At 72.5% G+C, this 19,628-nt stretch carries 12 protein-coding genes; 4 read left to right on the top strand and 8 right to left on the bottom strand.

Going from position 1 to position 19,628, the window contains the following annotated elements; translation table 11 throughout:
• The first annotated feature begins 249 nt into the window (after positions 1-249).
• Entirely contained in the window at positions 250-669 is a 420-nt protein-coding gene (locus AB0D67_RS10890) for a PPOX class F420-dependent oxidoreductase (RefSeq protein WP_362932307.1), read from the top strand.
• 36 nt (positions 670-705) lie between these two features.
• Here AB0D67_RS10890 and AB0D67_RS10895 read toward each other — a convergent pair whose 3' ends face one another.
• From AB0D67_RS10895 to AB0D67_RS10910, 4 genes are all read right to left on the bottom strand, one after another.
• Positions 706-1,533: a CPBP family intramembrane glutamic endopeptidase gene (locus AB0D67_RS10895; RefSeq protein WP_362932309.1), complete on the bottom strand. Its 828-nt coding sequence runs from the start codon at positions 1,531-1,533 to the stop codon at positions 706-708.
• A 409-nt stretch (positions 1,534-1,942) separates the two neighbouring features.
• The gene (locus AB0D67_RS10900; RefSeq protein ID WP_362932311.1) at positions 1,943-3,121 is read right to left on the bottom strand and encodes an SGNH/GDSL hydrolase family protein; all 1,179 of its coding nucleotides are present in this window, start codon (positions 3,119-3,121) and stop codon (positions 1,943-1,945) included.
• 60 nt (positions 3,122-3,181) lie between these two features.
• Positions 3,182-3,784 (bottom strand): response regulator transcription factor, encoded by a 603-nt coding sequence (locus AB0D67_RS10905; RefSeq protein WP_362932313.1) that lies wholly within the window; start codon positions 3,782-3,784, stop codon positions 3,182-3,184.
• Positions 3,781-4,950, bottom strand: a complete 1,170-nt coding sequence (locus AB0D67_RS10910) for a histidine kinase (RefSeq protein WP_362932315.1) — start codon at positions 4,948-4,950, stop codon at positions 3,781-3,783. Before AB0D67_RS10910 ends, AB0D67_RS10905 begins: the two co-directional genes overlap by 4 nt.
• A gap of 107 nt (positions 4,951-5,057) precedes the next feature.
• Between AB0D67_RS10910 and AB0D67_RS10915 the strand changes: the two genes are divergently transcribed.
• Genes AB0D67_RS10915 through AB0D67_RS10925 form a run of 3 tightly spaced genes read left to right on the top strand, consistent with a single transcriptional unit; the run spans position 5,058 to position 7,368 of the window.
• Entirely contained in the window at positions 5,058-5,945 is an 888-nt protein-coding gene (locus AB0D67_RS10915; protein ID WP_362932317.1) for an ABC transporter ATP-binding protein, read from the top strand.
• Between the two features lie 26 nt (positions 5,946-5,971).
• Positions 5,972-6,691 carry an ABC transporter permease gene (locus AB0D67_RS10920; RefSeq protein WP_362932319.1) on the top strand — a complete coding sequence of 240 codons (720 nt, stop codon included), beginning with the start codon at positions 5,972-5,974 and terminating at the stop codon, positions 6,689-6,691.
• Complete coding sequence (locus tag AB0D67_RS10925; RefSeq protein ID WP_362932321.1) at positions 6,688-7,368, top strand: GPP34 family phosphoprotein; 681 nt, start codon at positions 6,688-6,690, stop codon at positions 7,366-7,368. Before AB0D67_RS10920 ends, AB0D67_RS10925 begins: the two co-directional genes overlap by 4 nt.
• Before the next feature lie 143 nt (positions 7,369-7,511).
• Here AB0D67_RS10925 and AB0D67_RS10930 read toward each other — a convergent pair whose 3' ends face one another.
• From AB0D67_RS10930 to AB0D67_RS10945, 4 genes are all read right to left on the bottom strand, one after another.
• Positions 7,512-9,752: an N-6 DNA methylase gene (locus tag AB0D67_RS10930; protein ID WP_362932323.1), complete on the bottom strand. Its 2,241-nt coding sequence runs from the start codon at positions 9,750-9,752 to the stop codon at positions 7,512-7,514.
• Between the two features lie 12 nt (positions 9,753-9,764).
• The gene (locus AB0D67_RS10935; RefSeq protein WP_362932325.1) at positions 9,765-10,670 is read right to left on the bottom strand and encodes a serine/threonine-protein kinase; all 906 of its coding nucleotides are present in this window, start codon (positions 10,668-10,670) and stop codon (positions 9,765-9,767) included.
• On the bottom strand, positions 10,667-12,922 hold the full coding sequence (locus AB0D67_RS10940; RefSeq protein WP_362932459.1) for a UvrD-helicase domain-containing protein: 2,256 nt from the start codon (positions 12,920-12,922) through the stop codon (positions 10,667-10,669). Before AB0D67_RS10940 ends, AB0D67_RS10935 begins: the two co-directional genes overlap by 4 nt.
• Before the next feature lie 61 nt (positions 12,923-12,983).
• The gene (locus AB0D67_RS10945) at positions 12,984-19,550 is read right to left on the bottom strand and encodes a DEAD/DEAH box helicase (RefSeq protein ID WP_362932327.1); all 6,567 of its coding nucleotides are present in this window, start codon (positions 19,548-19,550) and stop codon (positions 12,984-12,986) included.
• Positions 19,551-19,628: the final 78 nt, after the last annotated feature.

Consider the following 19,628-nt stretch of genomic DNA (forward strand, 5'->3'; position numbering starts at 1 on the left):
CCGGTTTGACGGGCATCCGAGATCAGGGGATCGTCCCCGGAAGGATGTCCGTGATGGAGCACCCGGAGAAGCGGAAATCGCGCCCTCGCCGCTCGTTCACGCGTGAGTTCAAGGCGGAGATCGTCAGGTGTCCGTCGAAGCGGAACAAGCTCGGATGGTATTCGAGGGTGATGCCGTGGACATACTTCTCATGAATCACACCCGTGTCACCCGTAACACCGGGGACGCCGAACCGAATGAGGAGAGCCCATGTCGAACCCGCCGCTTCCCGAGGGCGTCGTCGAGATGCTGAAGAAGCCGAACCCCGCCGTCATCGCGACGCTGCGGTCCGACGGTCAGCCTGTGTCCACGGCCACCTGGTACCTCTGGGAGGACGACGGCCGCATCCTGGTCAACATGGACGAGGGCCGCAAGCGGCTGGACCACCTGCGCAACGACCCCCGGGTGACGCTCACCGTGCTCGACGAGGGCAACTGGTACACCCACGTCAGCATCATCGGGCACGTCGCCGAGATGCGCGATGACGAGGGCCTGAAGGACATCGACCGGCTGTCGACGCACTACGGGGGCAACCCGTACCCGCGACGGGACCGCAAGCGGGTCAGCGCCTGGATCGAGGTCGACCGCTGGCACGGCTGGGGTGAGCACAAGGACAGCAGCCAGGCCTGACGGCCGCCCGCGGACGGACGGCCCGCCCCGGAGGAGTCAGGCGGCTTCCCTCCGAAGCCGCCGCTCACGCCGCCAGACGAACGCCACCATGCCGATGTTCGCGGCGGCGAGGATCAGCACGGACGGGCCGCCGCTGCCGGCGGACCGGTCGATCGCGAAGGCCTCGCCGTCCGCCATCAGCGTGTTGACGGCCGTCCACAGGACGTTGTTGGCGGTGTGGAAGGCGATGGACGCTTCGAGGCCCCGGCTGATGATCGCCATCAGGCCGGCGCCGGCGGCGAACACGGCGTAGTAACCGGCCAGCCAGGGGTCGGCCGACCCGTGGCTCGCCGCGAAGACCAGGCTGGAGACCACGAGTCCGACGGCCATGGCCGGACGCACCGCACGCACCCAGGACGCGGCGGCGGGCAGCATGGCGCCCCGGAACATCAGCTCCTCGCCGGCGGTCTGCATCGGGGTGCTCAGCACCACGATCACCAGCATGACGATCGTCGTGCCGGTGACGCCGAAGGCGGTCCAGCCCGGCGAGTCGGGGGCGATCAGCGCCACGACGCCGATCACCGCGCCCACCAGCGGCACCGCGCCGATCAGGTAGTACGTCAGGCGGCGTGTGTCGAAGGCCCGCGGGAAACTGATCAGGCTGCGCCACGGCACCTTGGCCAGCCACGCCAGGAGCAGGATCGTCAGCACGCCCGTCACGCCCGTGCTCAGGTTGACGGCCAGGAACTTCAGCGGCGTGAAGGCGGGCGCCATCGGGTCGTCGCTGCCCTCGAGGACGCCTACGACCTGGTAGAGCAGCACCTGCAGGACCAGCAGCAGCAGCGGCGACCCGATGACGACCACGAGCGGCTTCCACCGGCTCATGCGGAGATGGGCGCCGAACGGCCGGGAGCCGTCGACGGCCGGCTGGGAACGCTCCGGCGTCAGGAGGCGCGAACGTCCCGCGTCGGAAGGGCTCGGGTGGCCCGTCGCGTCCCCGGGTCCGTCGGGTCGTGGTGCGTGCATCGGAGGATTCCTCTCGGGCTTGCGCCGGCAGGTGAGCCCGCAGGCGAAACGCCATGCCGGGTGAGCGCACGCGGGAGCGCGCCGCCGCCGGTGACCATGACGTTCATGCAGGCGGGCACATCGGTGCTCACACCCGGATCGCGAGGTCGCTGACCCGCGGGGTGAACATGCCCTCCATTGCAGCGCTCACCGCGTCCCTCCGGGCAGTGTCACCACGTCACCACCTCGCCGTGACATTCCGCGGCGGACACGACGGGCCGTGAGCCGGTCAGGAGCCGTGCCCCGCGAAAGGGCCGCCGGCGGTGAACGCCCGCTCGGCGAAGCGTTCGCCGATGCGCCGGTGGGCGGCGGTGTCCGGGTGGAGCCGGTCGGGCAACGGCAGTTCGGCGAAGTCGGCCTCGCCGTAGAGGTCGAGGCCGTCGAGGTGATGCAGGTTCGGGTCGCCGGCCGCCCGCTGGGCGGTGATCCGTGCCAGTTCGTCGCGGATGACGCCGAGGGTCAGCTTCCCGCTCGCCCGCTCCGCCGGGTCGCCGGTGGCCATGAAGCGCACCTGCCCGGCGCTGAAGGCGGCGGGGTCGAACGCGCCGGGCCCCGGGGTGTCCTCGTGGATGGGGCAGTGGATGGGTGAGACGACCAGCAGCGGTGTGGTGGGGTGGCCGTCGCGGATGGTGTCGAGGAAGCCGTGCACGGCCGGGGTGAAGGCGCGGAGCCGCATCAGGTCGGCGTTGACCAGGTTGATGCCGATCTTCACGCTGATGAGGTCGGCCGGGGTGTCCCGCATGGTGCGGGCGGTGAACGGGTCGAGCAGCGCGCTGCCGCCGAAGCCGAGGTTGACCAGCTCGACACCGCCGAGGGAGGCGGCCACGGCCGGCCAGGTGGCGGTGGGGCTGATCGCGTTGGAACCCTGGCTGATGGAGCTGCCGTGGTGCAGCCAGACCCTGCGGCCCCGTTCCGGTACGGGTTCGACCGGGGCGTCGGTGCGCAGGGCGACGAGTTCGGTGGTCTCGTTGTGCGGCAGCCAGATCTCGAGGTCCTTCACCCGGTCGGGCAGGCCGGTGAAGCGGACGGTGCCGGGTGGGCCGGACCGGTGGTCGGCGGTCCCGGCGGCCATGTCGATGGTCACCGTGTCGCCGCCGGTCACCCCGGCCTGACCGGCCAGATGGCCGTCGACGAGCAGGTCGTAGACGCCGTCCGGGCGGGGCGGCAGGCCGGTGTAGGTGTGCCGGGTGGGCAGCGTGTCGAGTTCGACCGCGGTGGCCCGGGTGCGGAAGGCCAGCCGTACACCGGCGGGCTGGGCCTCCACCATGGCGAGCTGCCCGTCGGTGTACTGGGCGCGGGCCCACGCGGGCAGCCGGTGCGGCAGCAGGCCGCGGGCGGTGCGCTGCAGGTCGAGCGCGCCGCGCAGGATGTCCGTGCTGATCGGCGTGGTGATCCAGGTGGTGGTCATGTTCTCAGTCCATCGATCGGTGTCGTACGGTCCCACGGCGGATACCCGCGGGATCGCCCGTCACAGCCAGTCGTGTTCGCGGGCGTAGCGGGCCGCGTCGTGGCGGGTCCGGGTCTGGGTCTTACGCATGGCGTTGGAGAGGTAGTTGCGTACGGTGCCCGGCGCGAGGTGGAGCCGGGCGGCGATGTCGACCACCGAGTAGCCCTCGCCGGTGACCCGCAGCACGTCGGCTTCACGGTCGGTCAGGGGGCAGTCGTCGGTGACGGCGAGCGCGGACACGTCCGAGTCGATCCAGCGTCTGCCCGCGTGCAGGGTGGCGATGACCGAGACGATGTGGGCCGGTTCCGCGGACTTGCTGACGAAGCCCTGGACGCCGAGCCTCAACGCCTTGCGCAGCACGCCGGGGCGGGCGTGCCGGGTCAGCATGAGGACCACCTGTTCCGGGTGGGCGCGGCGGATCTCGGCGACCGCGCCGAGGCCGTCCACGCCCGGCATCTCCAGGTCGATGACCAGCACGTCAGGCCGGTGCCGCAGGGTGGCGTCGATCGCCGTCCGGCCGTCCTGCGCCTCGGCGAGGACGGTGATGTCGCCCTCCATCGGCAGCAGCGTGGCCAGGGCCGTGCGCAGCAGCGCCTCGTCGTCGGCGAGCACGATGGTGGTCATCGGCCGTTCTCCCCCGGGGCCGCCGGGGCCGCTGAGACCTCCGGCGCCACGCCGGCACGGACGGGCGGGAAGACCGCCGCCGTCAGGAACCGCTCGCCGGTCTGTTCCACGGTCAGCTCGCCTCCGTCGCCCGCCACCCGTCGCCGCAGCACCGCCAGCCCCCTGAGCTCGGGGGGCGCCGTGGCGGTCGCGCCGTCGTTGACGATGGTGATGCCCGACTCGGTGAGCGTGATGTGCACCTGGGTGGCCTGCGCGTGGCGCAGGATGTTGGTGGTCGTCTCCCGCAGCACCTGGCCGAGCAGCTCGCCGGCGCGGGAGTCGGTTTCGGCCTCCCGGGTCACCCGGACCCGGATGCCGGCGGCCTCGAACAGGTTCTTCGCGTTCTCGATCTCCGCGGTGAGGTTGAGCCTCCGTTGGGCGTGCGCGAGTTCCTTGGTCTGCGCGATGGTCTCGCTGACCAGCGCGTACGTCTCCCGCAGTTCCTTGTCCGCCCGTGCGGCGTCGTGGGGCAGCAGTCTCCGGGCCAGGGCGATCTTCAGTTTGGCCACGTGCAGGGTGTGGCCCTGGATGTCGTGCAGGTCGCTGGCGAACCGGAAGCGTTCCCGGACCACGGCCAGCTCCGCCTCGCGCTCCCGGGTCTGTTCGAGCTCTCGGATGAGGTCGTATATCCGTTCGCCCAACGCCGTCATGACCGTCACCAGCACGGTGAGCACGGTCGGGACGAGAACGTAGGTGACCATGACTTCACGGACGTCGTCGCGCTGCACCAGCAGCCGCGCGGCGCCGACGGCGGCGACGTAGGCGAACAGGGCGGCCGCCGCCGGACCCCGGTGCCGGGCCTCGCGCAGGACGAGGGAGCCTACGCCGCACAGCCCCCAGTACGCGTTGGGGCTGCCGGTCACCAGCGCCCCCAGCGGCCATACCGCTCCCGCGACGATCACGCAGGGAAGCGCCACCCGCGCCAGGTCACCGGCCGTCCATCGTTCGAAGGCCACCACGACCGCCACGGCACCCGGCACCAGGATGACGAGATGCCACCAGGCACGCGTGTCGAGGTAGAGCAGGATGACGGCGGCGAGCACGACCGGCGGCAGGGACGTCGCCAGGTTGAGCCGGCGCAGTCGTCCCTGCGTCGACTCGGTGAAACGCGGTGGTCGTTCGGTCACGACCCCAGTGTCCGGCCCCCACCGGCCGTGACCAGTGACACCACGTCACATGCGGTCGTGACACCGCGCCACTGACGCGTCGCGTGCGTACCCGCTGTCATGGGTACATGTCTACCACGCCCGTCATCGAGGTCGACCGGCTGAACGTGACCTACGGTGACTTCCACGCAGTGAAGGATCTGTCCTTCGAGGTGCGGCCCGGGGAGCTCTACGCTCTGCTGGGCACCAACGGGGCCGGGAAGACCTCGACGCTGGAAACCGTCGAGGGGCACCGCGCGCCGACCTCGGGCACCGTACGCGTCTTCGGGCACGACCCCGGTGACCGGCGAGCGGTTCGTTCACGGATGGGCGTCATGCTCCAGGAGAGCGGTTTCTCCCCTGACCTCACCGTCCGTGAGTCCGTCCGGCTGATCGGACGGCTCACCCGGCGCGCCGACGACGTCGACCGGGTGCTCGACCTGGTCGACCTCACCGGCCGGGCCGGCCGGCGCGTGTCCCAGCTGTCCGGTGGGGAGAAACGACGGCTGGACTTCGCCACCGCCGTCTACGGCACCCCGGAGCTGATCTTCCTGGACGAGCCGACCACCGGCCTGGACATCTCCTCCCGCGACGCGGTGTGGGCGACGGTGGACCGGCTGCGTGAGAACGGCGCGACCATCGTGCTCACCACCCACTATCTGGAGGAGGCGCAGCAGCGCGCCGACCGGATCGGGCTGATGCACGGGGGGACCTTCCACCGGGAGGGAACCGTCTCCGAGCTGACCCGCACCCTGCCGGCCGTCATCCGCTTCTCCCTCCCTTCCCCGTCGACGCCGACGCCGCCGCCGGTGCGGGCCGTCGCCGACGCGGACGGGAGGGTCGTGGTCGAGACCTTCGAACTGCAGAAGGACCTGCACCTTCTGCTGGGGTGGGCGGAGGAGCACGCGGTGGAGCTGCGGGATTTGGAGGCCGGGCCGACCCGGCTCGACGACGTGTTCCGGGCCATCGACCACTGATTCGTCCTTCGGGAAGGAGCCTCACCGTGTTGTCCATCGCCTCCAGCGAACTGGTCCAGATCTTCCGGAACCGGCTCGTGCTGATCACCAGCCTCATCATCCCGGTGGCCGTCTGCGTGCTCTTCGTCCGTCAGCACGAGACCTTCGCCGCCATCGGCAGCCTCGGCTACATCGCGGCGATCGTGCTGTTCACCGTGACCGCGTTCGGGCTCTACACCACCGCCGTCACCACCCTGGCCTCCCGGCGCCAGAACCTCTTCCTCAAGCGGCTGCGCTCCACCGCCGCCGGCGACGCCGGCATCCTCACCGGCCTGCTGCTGCCCGTCGCCGTGCTGGCCGTGATCCAGGTGACCGCGATCCTGATCGCCCTGGCCGTGGTCGCCGGTGGACCGGCCGACGTCGCCCTGCTCGTGGCGGCGACGCTCGCGACCCTGGCCATGATGACCGGTCTGGCCCTGGCCACCGCCGGGCTGACCAACTCCCCCGAACACGCCCAGGTCACCACCCTGCCGGTCACCCTCGGCGTGATCGCCGTGGCGAGCTGGGTGGGCATCAGCGGCACCGCGGAGCTCACCTGGCTCAAACGACTGCTGCCCGGCGGCGCGGCCACCGAACTGACCATGAACGCCTGGAACGGCGGCGTCGCCGTGACCGACTCCCTGCTCCTGCTCGCACCCACCCTGGGCTGGGTCGTCGTCGCCGTCGTCCTCGCCACCCGCCTCTTCCGCTGGGAGCCCCGCCGATGACCGCCGAATCCCCGCCGGACGTCCCGGCCCTGGTGGAAGACCTCCTGCTCCTGCTGTTCCAGCCCGGGTCCGGGACCATCGCGGGTGAGAACACGCTCTTCTACGTCCTCGGCGGAGCCGTGCTCGCCGACCTCGCCCTCGGCGGCCACCTGACCGTGGGGGCCCGCGACCGGGTCAGGGGCACGGAGGGTCACCCACCCTCGGATGATCTCCTCCGCCCGGCGTGGGACCACCTGTCCGAGAAGCCGCAGGGGGTGCAGGCGGCGCTCGCGGCGATCGGCCCCACCCTGCGCGAACCGGTGCTGGAGAGGCTCGTCGCTCGAGGCGACATCGACCGGGAACCGCACAGGCTGCTCGGCCTGTTCCGTACGACGGCCCTCCGGGAGGGCGGGACCGGGCGACGAGCCCGTCTCCTCGCCGACGTCCGGCGGGTCCTCGTGGACGGCACGGAGCCGTCGGCCCGCGTGGCCGCGCTCGCGGCGCTGCTCTCGGCGAGCAGGACGCTTCCGCGGTTCCACCCCGAGATCCCCTGGACATCGGCCGTGATCGGGCGGGCCGAGGAACTCGAGCGGGGCGACTGGGGCGCCCACGCCGCGGCGGAGGCCGTGAACCGCACCGTGACGGCCACGGTCGTCAACAGCGTCGTCGTGGCCGTCACCGTGCTTCCTCCGAGCTAGTGCGCCGGCGCCGCCGACCGGGATCACAGAGGACGGGCCGCGGCACGGCTGGGGCGAGCACGAGGACGGCGGCCAAGTCTGAGACCGCGGATCGGGACGGCCGGGAAGCCGGGCGTCACGGGCCGGCGGGGGCCGGGAGACGGTCAGCCGCGGAGGTTGCCGTCGCCGAGGCCCTGGAGGCCCAGCCGTACCAGGGCCGAGCCCTGCTCCGCCAGGCCGGACGCCGCGGTCTCCACGGCGGCCAGCCGCCGGAAGGCGTCGCCGAGGCGGCGCTGCTCGGCCAGGGGCAGGCGGGGCAGCTCCACGCGGCGGACGTCGGAGCGGGAGCTGCCGGTCTGGCCGCGCCGAGGGCCTTGGGAGCCGGCGATCCGGAGGAAGCCTGCGAGGCAGTCGGGGTCGATCCGTTCGGGGTCAGGGCGCAGCAGGTGCAGACCGGGCCCGAGGAGCGCACCGCCCTCGGTGACGACGCGGACGGTGAGGACCCGGCTTCCGGCCGGGACGACGACGTCGCCGGGTTCGAGGACGACAGCGCCGGGGGCGGACGTGGCCGGGGAGCCGGAGGCGGACACGACGGAGCCGGGTGCGGGGGCCGCGCGGCCGGTGGGCGGGCCTCCGGCGATCACGTCGTCCACGGTCAGCACCCGAGCCGTGCCCGTGCCCGGCTCATCGGGAGGCGCCTGGTGAACGGGGACCACGCCTGTGCCGGGCTCGCCGCGGGGCGCCTGGCAGACGACGATGGCGCCCGCCCTGACCTGCTCCGCGACCGTGGTCCTGGGCAGCTCGTCCGCCGACGCGGTGAGCGCACGCAGCTCCTCGGCGGCCCGCTGGAGGGCGGCGGCGGAGGCGGCCAACGCGTCGAGCGCGGCGGTGAACTCCTGGCCGGTGCTCGCGGCCGAGCGTCCGGTGGCGTGGCGGGCGGGGGTCAGGTCGACGTCCTCGTCCAGGAGATCGATGAGCGGTACGGCCCCGGGCGTGTCCATGCCCACCTGTGTTTCCGCGCCCACCTGTGTTTCCGCGGCACCCCGGGGACCCGCTCCCCCTGGTCCGTCCGTCACTCCCCCGGGGGCGGCGGTGAAGGCGCGCCAGCCGTCCAGGACGGTCTCCCGCACCCGGGGCCACGGCAGGTCGGCGGCGTCGATCATCAGAACGTGGGACGGGATCGGGTCGCCGGGTTCGGGTCGGCGCAGGATCCACAGGTGGGGTGAGCCGAGGGCGTTCGGGGCGGTCCCGGCGGGCAGGGCGACCACGGCGCGCAGCGCGCCCGCGCGCAGGAGCTGGGCGCGGATGCGACGGCCGGAGCGGCGGTCGGCGGCGGCCGAGGGCATCAGGACCACGGCGTGGCCACCGGGTTTGAGGTGGAACAGCGAGTGCTGGACCCAGGGCAGCTCCGGCTCACCGCGCGGAGGCAGGCCGTACTGCCAGCGGACGTCCCCGGCGAGCTCCTCGTAGCCCCAGGCGCGTTCGGCGAAGGGCGGGCCGCAGACGACGGCGTCGGCCTGGAGGGAGGCGAACCGGTCGTCGCGCAGGGCGTCGCCGATGCGGACCGTCGCGGGGTGGCCGTGCAGCAGGAGCCGTACGGCGGCGATGCGGGCGGCGTGCTCGTCCCGTTCCTGACCGGCGAGGGCGGTCGCACCCGAGGCGGCGGCCGACAGCAGGAGCGTGCCGAGCCCGCACATCGGGTCGAGGACCGTGCCGTCCCCGGCGGCGGACAGGCTCGTCATGAGGTCCGCGACGTCGGGTGACAGCGTCACGACGCGCCGGGAGTGGGCGTCGAGGTAGCGCTCGTAGAGGAAGTCGAAGGTCGAGGCGGCGCCCTGCCCGGCGGCCAGCTCGGCGACGGAGCGCAGCAGCGGGACGGACACCGTGGAAGGCCCGGCGGCCTCGCCCCGCTCCGGGCGGTCGCCCGTAGCGGACCCGGCGGACTCGTCCCGCTCCAGGCCGCCGGCCGTAGCGGACCCGGCGGCGAGCGGCCTGCCGGGAGGGGCGCCCGCCGGCTCCGGGAGGTCGTCCATGGCGAGTTCGGCGGCGAGCGCGGTGGACAGCGCGTCGTCGTTCTTCTTCGCGAGCTTCGCCCACGTCTTCGGGGACCGGTCGAGGAAGAGGAGGAACGCGCCGACCCGGCCGACGGCCTCGGCGAGGCGCAGATCCTCGACGCCGGCCCGCAGCTCCTGCCAGACGCGCTCGCCGAGGGGGACCTCGGCCAGCTTGCCCTGACGGCGCAGCCACTCCTCCACCTCGGTCAGGGAGAACAGCGGGCTGCTCGACGTCCCGCCGACCGGGGCGGGGAAGTCCTCGAAGCGCCTGCGCCAGTTGCTGACGGCGGCCCGGCCGACCCCGGCCAGCCGCGCGATGTCCGCGGCCGCGACCGTGGCGCTGTCACCCATGGGAACCCCAACCTACGTACCGACGCGCTGGACGGCCGCCGCGTACATGTGCACGGGGTCGGTGGACAGATCGCTGTTCACCAGCCCCGGCAGCGGCGGCACCGTCCTCACCAGGGGTGCCAGTATCTCGAACACGCGGGCCACGTCGTCGGGGCGCCCCTCCGGAGATTTGGCGAGCAGCCGGAACGTCAGTTCCTTCAACTCGCGGGGGACGTCCGGCCGCCTCATCGGGGACGGGTCCTCGCGCCGACTTCGGTCGATCTCCGTCAGCAGATCCTTGGAGGCGAACGGGCGCGAGCCGGTGAGCAGTTCGTACAGCAGGCATCCGACCGTGTAGAGGTCACTGGAGCGGCTCGCCTCCGCGCCGCCCAGGAGTTCCGGGGCCATGTAGCGGGCCGTTCCGGGTACCTGTCCGGCCGCGGTGATCTGTGAGAACTCCGTGGGGCCGAAGGAGGTGGCCACCCCGAAGTCGATCACCTTGACGGTGGCGTCCGCACAGACCACGAGGTTGCCGGGCTTGATGTCCCGGTGGATCAGCCCGGCTCCGTGCGCGGCGGCCAGGACGGCGCAGACCTGCGCACCGATGAGGGCCGCCCACGCAACCGGCAGCGGCGCATGCTCGGCGATCACGTCCTGCACCATGTGACCGTCGAGATACTCCATGACCATGAACAGCTCGCCGTCGTCGCTGCCGAAGTCGTAGACGACCGGCACGCCGGGGTGGCGCAGTCGGGCCGTGATCCGCGCCTCCCGGTAGAAGCGGCGGATCGCGTCCTTCCTGGCCGCCAGCTCCTCCTCGCAGATGAGCTTGACCGCCACGGGACGGTTGAGCCGCAGGTCGGACCCCTGCCAGACCGTTCCCATGCCGCCGCGGGCGATGGGGCCGGCCAGCTTGTAACGCCCGGCGATCGTCCTCACCCCGGAACTCCCGGAGCTTCCGGAACGCCCGGGGACTCCTGGGGCTCCGACGATCCCTGGGATTCAAGGAACCTGCTCTTCCGCCCGTGCCAGGAGATCACCAGGGTGTCCCTGGCCCGGGTGGCGGCGACGAACAGCAGCGACCGGGCCTGCCGCAGCTCACGCCGGTGGCGCAGCGGGTCGGTGTGCTCGTACTGCAGGGCGTGGCCGAAGGGGACCAGCCCGTCGGCGACCCCGGCGAGGATCATCCGCTGGTACTCCAGACCCTTGAAGCGGTGCATCGTCCCGACGTGGACCGCGTCCCAGAGCTTGGGCCCGTCCGGCCCGATGGCCACGGCCTTGATGCCGGCCCTGCCCAGCCGGTTCTCGACCTCCGCGACCATGTCACGCTTAGGGACGCAGACGGCGATCGACGAGAGCGCCGGGGGGTCCCACTCCCTGATCTGGTCGACGAGGTCGTCCAGTTCCGCCGCCCAGGTGGATGCCGGGCGCAGCACGGGGCGCGGGCCGGAAAGGACCGACCGGTACCCGGACAGGTCCTCGCGCTTGTCATCGAGGTCGTCCCATTCCTCCTCGCCGAGGATGCCGAGGGCGGCCTTGAGGTTCTCCTGCGTGATCCGGTAGCTGAGAGTGAGCTTGGAGGACCGTCCCCGGATGTTGACGCCGAGGCTGCCGAGCGACACGTAGTTGCCGTAGATCCGCTGGTGGGTGTCACCGACGAGGAAGATGTCGTTCGGGCCCTCGGGCACCATGGCGCGGAGCATCTTCCAGTGGGCGGCGCTGAGGTCCTGCGCCTCGTCCACCACGATGTGCCGGTAGCGGGGGCGGTGCCAGATCCCCGACTCGCGCTGCACCTTGACCGAGCTGATCTGGTCGGCCTCGTAGGAGGCCCGCCGCCGGGCCCGTTCGATCTCCAGCCGGGCGGCGCGCTCGGCCACCTGCCGGTAGGTCCACACCTCCTTCTCGTCGAGCCGCTTGACGTAACGCTCGACGAGCTGCCAGATCGCCGCCCGGTCCTCCCGGCTGATGGGGCGGCCCCGGCCCGCGCGGCGGGCGCGGAAGTAGTCGGCGCGCGAGTTGATCGACTGGCCGAGGATGACGTGGGACCACTCGGCGTGCAGGAACTCCGCGTCCCACCGGGTCTCCCCCTGCTCGTCGAGCAGGTGCTCCCACTCCTGCAGCGCCTTGGTGTCGTCGATCCATCGGCGGTGCCCGCCGGGTTCGGCGTCGGCGACGATCTGCGTGGCGAGCCTGTCGATGTTGACGATCTCGACCCGCCTGGCCGTCTCGTTCCCGGCGAGCACCAGCAGGCGCTGGCGCAGGTCCGCAGCGAGGTTCTTGTTGAACGTGGTGAGCAGGACGGGGGTGTCGTCCCCGGGGCCGAGCCGGTCGACCAGGTGCCTCACCCGATGGAGCGCGACGATGGTCTTGCCGGTGCCCGGCCCTCCGCTGACCCTGGCGGGCCCGCTGTACTCCCGCTCCACCGCCTTGCTCTGGGTGGGGTGCAGGAAGACGCGCCAACGCTCGAAGCCCTCCTCAAGCGCCTCGCGCAGGGCGGTGTCGTCGGTGGTGACTTGGGTGGCGGGCCGGGTCAGGGCGGTCCGGTAGTCCTCGGCGTCGACCGGTTCGTCCGCGGCGACGGGGGTGGTGACCTGATCGAGGACCTCCTCGTAGGTCCTGCCGTCGTGCAGGGCGAGCAGCACCTCGGTGGTGAGCTGCGGCGCGTACTCGGTCAGGCCGAGCAGCTCGTCCTCGGTGGTGATCTTCGCGATCAGCCCGATCAGCGGTTCGGCCACGCCGAGCGAGAGGAGCTGGTCGGCGGTGAAGGCGGCGAACAACGTCTCCGGCTCGGTTGCGGGCGCGGGTTCCGGCTCGGGACCCGGCCGGGAGGTGCCGGAGTGGATCGTCTCCTCGATGGAGACCAGGTCGAGGAACTCGATGCCGCCGGTGACCGGGTTGATCTGGTAGGCGAACCGGTCGAGGTTGTCGTAGACGTCCTTGCGGTGCTTGACCGCCACCAGGATGTAGTCGGAGTCGCCGGCGTGCAGCAGCAGCGCGCGGTAGTCCTGGTTGACCCGCGCCGAGTACAGCCTCGGATGCCCCTTGAGCTGCTTGAAGCGCAGGCCCGGGTTCGCCGGATCCCTGCGGAATTTGTGCTGGAAGTCGTAGATGGCGCCCTTGACCTCGCGGGGAAGCTTGAAGATCTCCCTGTCCGCCTTGTCGAGCAGCCGCAGCGTCGCCTCACCCTGCATGGTCACTCCGTCTCGTCTTCGCGTCCGCCGATGAGCACGGCCGGCCCCTCGCCCCGCATGGTCACTCCGTCCCGTCTCCGCGTCCGCCGATGAGCGCGGCCAGCTCCCCGGGGTCCCAGCCCCCCACCTCCCGCGCGTCCCAGCCGGCCGCGGCGTACGCCTCGTTGCGCCTGTGCGTCTCGTCGTCGTCACCGGCCAGCACGACCGCGACGTTGACCGCCGGCCAGGCCAGTTCCGCCTGCCATGCCTGCTCGCCCAGCTCGAACCCGACGTCGCCGGAGGCCGGGGCGGGCACGCCGAGCCGCGCCAGCTCCCGGGCGAGCTCCGCCAGTCCGGGCTCCTCCGGGTCCAGCAGGTCGTAGACCTTCTCCCAGCGCGGATCGGGCCCCGCCGCCCCCTCCTCCGGCGCGTCCGATGCCGGTACGGCGGGCTTCGGTACGACGCGCGTCTCAGAGTCGTCCTCCACCGCGGGTCGTACGACCCGCATCGGGACCGTCTCCGCCTCGTCCGCCTCGTCCGCCTCGTCCGCCTCGTCCGCCGGGTCGTCCGCAGGCAGGAGGCTGAGGACCGACCGGACGCCCGCTCCCCCGGCCACGGCGAGCAGTGAGGGGTCGAAGGCGTCCAGGTCGCTGAGCGCGAGCTGGCCGCCGTCCCCGCCCCCGGCGTCCAGGAACTGCAGCACGTTGCCCCAGTGGAGCCAGGCCGCCCAGCGTCGCCGGTGGCCCTCCTCGTCGGCTCGGATCGTCTCGTCGGTGTCGTCTACTACGGCGAACGCCGTGAAGGCGAGGCCGCCGCGTGAGTCGGCCACCACGGCGACCGGGCAGCCGGAGTGGTCCACGGCGCGCGCGGTCGTGATGCCGCCCTGAGCCCCGGTCCCGGCGGGCATCGGCTCCCCGCGTAGCGCGGCCGTCAGCCGTTCCGGCACCCCGTCCGGGCCGGAGGTGCTCTTCTCCGCCTGCGTGAGCAGCCCGCCGGCGGCGGCCCCGGCTCGGTGCAGCCACAGGTCGAGGTCCGGCTCCCGCAGGAATTCGAGCAGCGCGTCGACGGGGTTGGCCCACACCGTGCGGACCAGTTCCTCGGGGTCACGGTCGCCGTCGAACCTCCGGTAGAGCTGCCGCGCGACGGCCTGGGCGTTGCCCAGGTAAGGCGCGCGGACCGGCTCTCCCTTGTCGAGGGGGGCGTGCCCCCGCTTCTCCCAGTCGTCGAGGTCGTCCCAGGTGAGCTGGAACACGGGACGGCCGTGCGCACGCAGCACGGCGCGCTTCCCCGCGTCCCCCGCCAGCCGGTTCTTCTGCGGCGACGCGTGGTAGTTGTAGCCGTCGAGGTAGACGGCGACCTCCAGCGGCGCGTCGTCCAGCCGGCGGAACAGCACGTCGGGGCGGGTGCCCTTGATGGTGTTCTGCAGGATCATCTGCCAGTGCACGATCGAACCGTCGGCGGCCTCGACGCGCAGGTCGGCGGTCTTCTTGCCGTTGACGACACCGCCCCGGCCGAGCGTGCCGGGAGTGTCGGCCCGGCGCGCCCAGGTGTCGAGCCCTCCGAGGAAACGGGCCTCCAGCTCGCTCTCCACCTGGTCCCACAAGGAGATCGCGCCGGTGGTGGCGACCGTGGCGGTGCCCCAGTCGTCGAGCAGCTCCCGCAGCATGACGAGCGCCTCGGCCCGGCTGACCTTGTCGTACCTGCTGCCCGGCACGTGGGCGAGCAGGCAGCGGTGGCAGGCCGCCTTGACCGTGTCCTCCCCGCAGGAGCACCCGGCCACGATCTCCAGCGCGGCCTCCAGCACCCGGCGGAACCCCTCGTCGGTGGAGAGGCGGTGGAGGTAGCCGGTGCCGCCCGGCAGCGTGTCGTGCAGCACGAGGAAGCGGCGCCGCCGCCCGGTCTCCTGGTCGGGCATGGTGGCCGTGACGACGGCGAGGTGCGCGGGGTCGCCGCCGTACTCCGCCGCGACCCCGGCCATCAGCGCGGCCTCGAACGAGGCCATCCGCTCCTCGATCAGCAGCGTGGCGACCGGCAGCAGGATGCGCAGCGCCTCGGTGTGCAGCTCGTGCGCGAGGATCAACCGGACGTGCTCGGCGTCGTGGGCGGAGCGCCGGTGGACGCACCAGGGACGGTGGTGCCTTCGCGCCGGATCGGCGAGGGAAGTGGCCGTCAGCGCGGCCTGGGCGGCGGACTGCGGAGGCCCGTCCACCGTCGTGCCGCCGCAGGCGGGGCAGGTGTGGAAGGGGTTGATCCGGACGTCCTCCCCGGCGAACCTGTCGGTCGCCGGCCGGTCGTAGCGGGTGGTGCCGAGGTTGAAGCGCCGGATGACCGCCTTGCGGGTGAAGTCGACGCCGAAGACCGCCTTCCTGTGCCGCCACGACCCGGGCGCGATGTCCTCCGGCGCGATGTCCACCGCGACGGCCGTCTCGTAGTAGCGACGCTGCCGGTCCTCGTGGTCGTCGCGGATCTGGGCGTCGTCGCGGCGGTCGTGCGCGGTCACCCGGGTCGGGCGCAGCACGCCGTACAGCGAGTCCAGCTCCCCGATGTCCTGACCGCCGCAGCGCGGGCACGGAGCGGTGTCCTTTTCCGCGAGGGTGGTCCGGACGTGGCCGCAGTCGGGGCAGACCCGCCACTGCTCCCACGCCTGCCGCGACGTGGTCCCGATGTCCAGGCCGGTCACGCAGTGCTGGTAGCCGCGCATGTAGAAGGAGTTGCCGGGGGCCAGCTCGGTGAGGGCCAGCCGGGCCGGGCGCTGGTACTCCCTGACCTCGCTGTGGTAGCGCTTGCCGCCCTCGACCTCCTCCTCCCAGGTGATCGTCGCCTCCAGCGCGGTGGTGGAGTCGATCAGGGAGTAGTTCGGCAGCAGGCCCAGCTCGACGAGCGCGCCCTGGGCGTTCTGCCGGCCTATCTCACCGATGCGCCTGGCCACGGCCCGCCGTTCGGCGGTCAGCGCCCGCCGCTGCGCGCGCTGCCCGGGGTCGGAGTCCAGCAGCGCCTCGATCGCGGCGTCGATCGCGTCGAGTCGCTCCCGCAGGTCCGTCAGCCGTTGCCCCCACGTCCGCCTCGCCTCGTCCACGACCCGCGCCAGGTCCTCGACGGCGAACCTCCGCAGGTCTCCGGCGGCCTCGGGGTTCACCGAATCGCCGAACAGGCCGAGGAAGTCCTCGGCGAGGGCGGCGCCGTCCGCGAGCGCGGCGGCGGTGAACCCGGTCGTCCAGCCCGTCTCCCCGAACAGCGCCGACGCCAGCCGCGGCAGCGGCGGCACGCCGCCGAGACGGCCCCGGGCGCAGAGGTCGACGAGGTGGGCGACGTACTGGCGGCGCAGGATCTCCACCGCCGACAGGTAACTGCCCGGCGGGACGATCTCCCCCGCGATCATGTCGCGCGGCTCGTTGAGGAAGTACAGGTCGCGCGGGGACCGGCCGACCATGGTGACCAGGAACGCGTTGCCGCTGCGGCGGCCCGCGCGGCCTGCCCGCTGCACGTAACTCGCCGGGCCGGGCGGCAGGGACGCCAGGATCACCGCCGACAACTCGCCGATGTCGATGCCCAGCTCCAGGGTGGGTGTGCAGGCCAGCGCGTTCGGGTCGTTGTAGCGGGTGCCTTCGCGGAAGCGCTGCTCGACCTGCTCACGCTGTCTGCGGGTCAGCGCGCCGGTGTGCTCGGCGGTGACCACCCGGAACGCGCCCCGGCCGCCCCGGGCGAGGTACAGCTCGCGGTAATAGTCGAGCCGGTGGTCCTGGGTGCCGCGGTCGGTCAGCCGTCCGTGACAGCGGTAGCGCGGGCAGGGCTGGCCGTACCAGTCATCGAGGAGCAGCGGGTGGACGGTCTGGACCCAGGCGCACGTGTCGCAGCCGATCCCGGCGTCGTTGACCTGGGAGTCGGCGAGGAGGCGGACCTGGATGTGGCCGGGCTGCAGGCCGTACACCCGGGTCGCGCCGTCCTCGGCGGACCGTACGGAGATCACGCCCTCTCCGGCGAGCAGCGGCAGCAGCCGGGAGAGGTACTCCCCCGACGCTCCCCTGCCGAGGCCGAGGCAGCGGGTGGTCCAGTCCTGGTACCAGCCCTGCTCGGCGTCGATCCGGTCGAACTCCGACCTGCGTTTCTGCCGGTCGAGCAGGAACGTCGGCGCGGACAGGCCCTTGGGGAACGCGGGCAGCCCCTCCGGGCGTCTGCCCCAGATCGCGCCGTACCTGCTGGTCCCGGCGTTGCCGATCCACCGGTCGAGCCAGAGGTGCTTGATCGCTCCGCTGCGGCGCAGCCGCTCCAGCAGGCCCCGGACATAAACGAGGTAGCGGTCGTCGGCGACCGGCTCGATCATCCCGGCCATGGCGATGTGCGCGTCCCTGGCGAGGGCGGCGGTCTTCTCCGGGTCGGCCAGCACGACCTCGGCGGCGGCCGTGCGGGTCAGCTCCAGCGTGCGGCCCTGCCGGGAGCGCAGGCCCAGCTCCATGACGGTCGCGAAGGCCAGCCGCTCCCCGATGAGGTCCCACGCCGTCTTGGAACCGGTGGTCTCCTGCGCCAGGATCGCGTCGATCTCCGGCCGGTCGTGCAGGTCGGGCGGGACGACGGCGGGCAGCACGTCCGCCTCACTGGCCGCCGCGGCCAGGTCGGCCATCAGGTCGTTGAGCAGCGTCGGCGTCTCGGGGTCGAGCCGGCCCGCCAGCAGCCGGCGCAGCGAGAACGCGTACGACCGGTTCGCCACGAACCCGGCCCGATGGGCGGCGTCCTGCACCGAGTCGTTGAACAGCAGCGTCTTGCGCTGTTCCACCTCGAGCTGGTTGCCCGCGAAGAGCTGGGTGACGGTCACCGCCGCCAGCGAGGCGAGCCCGGAGCCCAGGAAGCGGATGCCCTGGTCCACCCGGCAGGCCGGGCAGCGGTCCTGCTCGGCGGCGTTGTTCGCCTCGGGTCTGGTGTCCAGGTCGGTCAGGACGAACACGATGCCCTCCCGGCCGTATTCGTCCCTGGCGGGATCGAACGGCCGGACCCGGTCGGATTCGAGGATCGCGAGGTTCTGCACCCGCCCCTCGGCCTCGCTCCGGGTGGCCAGGATCAGCGGCCGGACACGCTTCTTCTCCGACCCGACGGCGGCGCGGTAGATCCGCTCCGGGCTGGTGACCAGCTCCGCGGGGTCGCGTTCCGGGGAGAACGCCGCCCAGCCGGACCGCCCGCAGTGGCGGCAGTACACCGAGGGCAACAGGCTCTTGCCCATCACGTTGAACGTCGAGTCGGTGTCCAGTACGGGCAGCTCGCCGATCCAGGCGAAGGCCGGGGTGTGGTCGGCCAGCCGCATCAGCCGGGACACGGCCCGCACCCAGACGTGGGTCTCGATGTGCAGGAACGGCCTGCGGGGGTCCTCCGGGTCGCGGGCGTGCGACAGCAGCGCCACGAACCTCGCCAGCGCGGTGGCCGCCTGCTCGGGCGAGTTGCGGATGGCGGTGCCCCAGCCGTACGCGCCCCGGCGCGGCAGCAGCTCCAGCATCTCCGCCGGAGTCCTCGGGCCGTCGCCGAGCAGGTCGAGCACCGCCTGGGTGAGGATGTGCTCCTTCAGCACCGCGCCCAGCGCCTGCGGGTCGAGGCCGTTTCGTCCGGTGACCGCCGCGGCGACCAGGTCCATCGCGCCCGGGTCGCGCAGCGGGTCGGGGAGGCCGGAGAGGTCCTGCACGTCGGGCAGCGGCAGCGTCACGTCGATGTCGCCGACGAACTCCTCGGCGGCGAGCCGGTCCTCCCCGACCACGGCGTCCTCGCCGAACGGCGTGCCGAACACCTGCTCGGCGACCCGGCGGACGGCGGCGGTGCCGGTGCCGGCGGCCCCGCCGTCCTTCCCACGGCTCTCGCCGAGGGTGGCGGAGGTCGCGACCGGGCAGATGCCGCCGAGCGGGCTGCCCGGCCGGGCATGACCCGTCGCGGCGGCCAGGCGGCGTAGCAGCATCGCCACGTCGGTGCCCTGCGCGCCGTCGTAGGTGTGGAACTCGTCGACCACGACGTACGTCAGCGCCGCGTCCCGCCACAGCGGCAGGTCGTCGGCGCGCTGGAGCAGCAGGTCGAGCATCTTGTAGTTGGTGATGAGGACGTCCGGCGGGTTGCGGCGGATCTCCGCCCGCTGCGTCATCACCTTCCGGTAGCCGGTCTCGGGGGTGTCGCCGATGTAGAGGGCGGCGGTCACGTCGTGCAGGTCCGGGTGGAGCAGATACTCGTTGATCCGGTGCGCCTGGTCGGTGGCCAGCGCGTTCATCGGGTAGAGCAGCACGGCCTTCACCCCGTGCCGGCCGTTCGCCCGCTCCCGGCGGCAGTGGTCGAGCACCGGGACGAGGAACGACTCGGTCTTGCCGGAGCCGGTGCCGGTGGTGATCAGCGTCGGCTCGGCCGCCTTGCCCAGCGTGCTGAGCCGCCGGAAGGCCGCCGCCTGGTGCCGGTACGGCGTCCAGTCGCCGGGCGGCGTCCACTCCAGCACGTCGCGCCACCCCGGCTCCGCCACCCGGAACGGCGTCCGGATCCGCAGGTAGGGGCCGCGGAAGATGCCCTGCTCGGGGTGTTCGAGGAACCGCTTGAGGGCCTTGCGGACGGGTTGCTCCGCCAGGGCGAAGGTGGTCGTGAGGTACTGCGTCAGGCTCCGCCGCAACTCATCGGCGGCCAGCGTCGGCTTCACACCGCTCCCTTCCGAAAGTGTGAGACCCGTGACCGCTCGGTCCCGGTCTGAGCCCTCGTTCCAGAGCCATGCACGAAC

This window comes from Streptosporangium sp. NPDC048047 (genome assembly GCF_040653115.1).
Lineage (GTDB): Bacteria > Actinomycetota > Actinomycetes > Streptosporangiales > Streptosporangiaceae > Streptosporangium.

Excerpts from the sequence above, each read along its gene's own strand:
- AB0D67_RS10925 (WP_362932321.1), top strand. The coding sequence starts at position 6,688 with ATGACCGCCGAATCCCCGCCGGACGTCCCGGCCCTGGTGGAAGACCTC.
- AB0D67_RS10900 (WP_362932311.1), bottom strand. The coding sequence starts at position 3,121 with ATGACCACCACCTGGATCACCACGCCGATCAGCACGGACATCCTGCGC.
- AB0D67_RS10890 (WP_362932307.1), top strand. The coding sequence starts at position 250 with ATGTCGAACCCGCCGCTTCCCGAGGGCGTCGTCGAGATGCTGAAGAAG.
- AB0D67_RS10895 (WP_362932309.1), bottom strand. The coding sequence starts at position 1,533 with ATGAGCCGGTGGAAGCCGCTCGTGGTCGTCATCGGGTCGCCGCTGCTG.
- AB0D67_RS10940 (WP_362932459.1), bottom strand. The coding sequence starts at position 12,922 with ATGCAGGGTGAGGCGACGCTGCGGCTGCTCGACAAGGCGGACAGGGAG.
- AB0D67_RS10930 (WP_362932323.1), bottom strand. The coding sequence starts at position 9,752 with ATGGGTGACAGCGCCACGGTCGCGGCCGCGGACATCGCGCGGCTGGCC.
- AB0D67_RS10915 (WP_362932317.1), top strand. The coding sequence starts at position 5,058 with ATGTCTACCACGCCCGTCATCGAGGTCGACCGGCTGAACGTGACCTAC.
- AB0D67_RS10905 (WP_362932313.1), bottom strand. The coding sequence starts at position 3,784 with ATGACCACCATCGTGCTCGCCGACGACGAGGCGCTGCTGCGCACGGCC.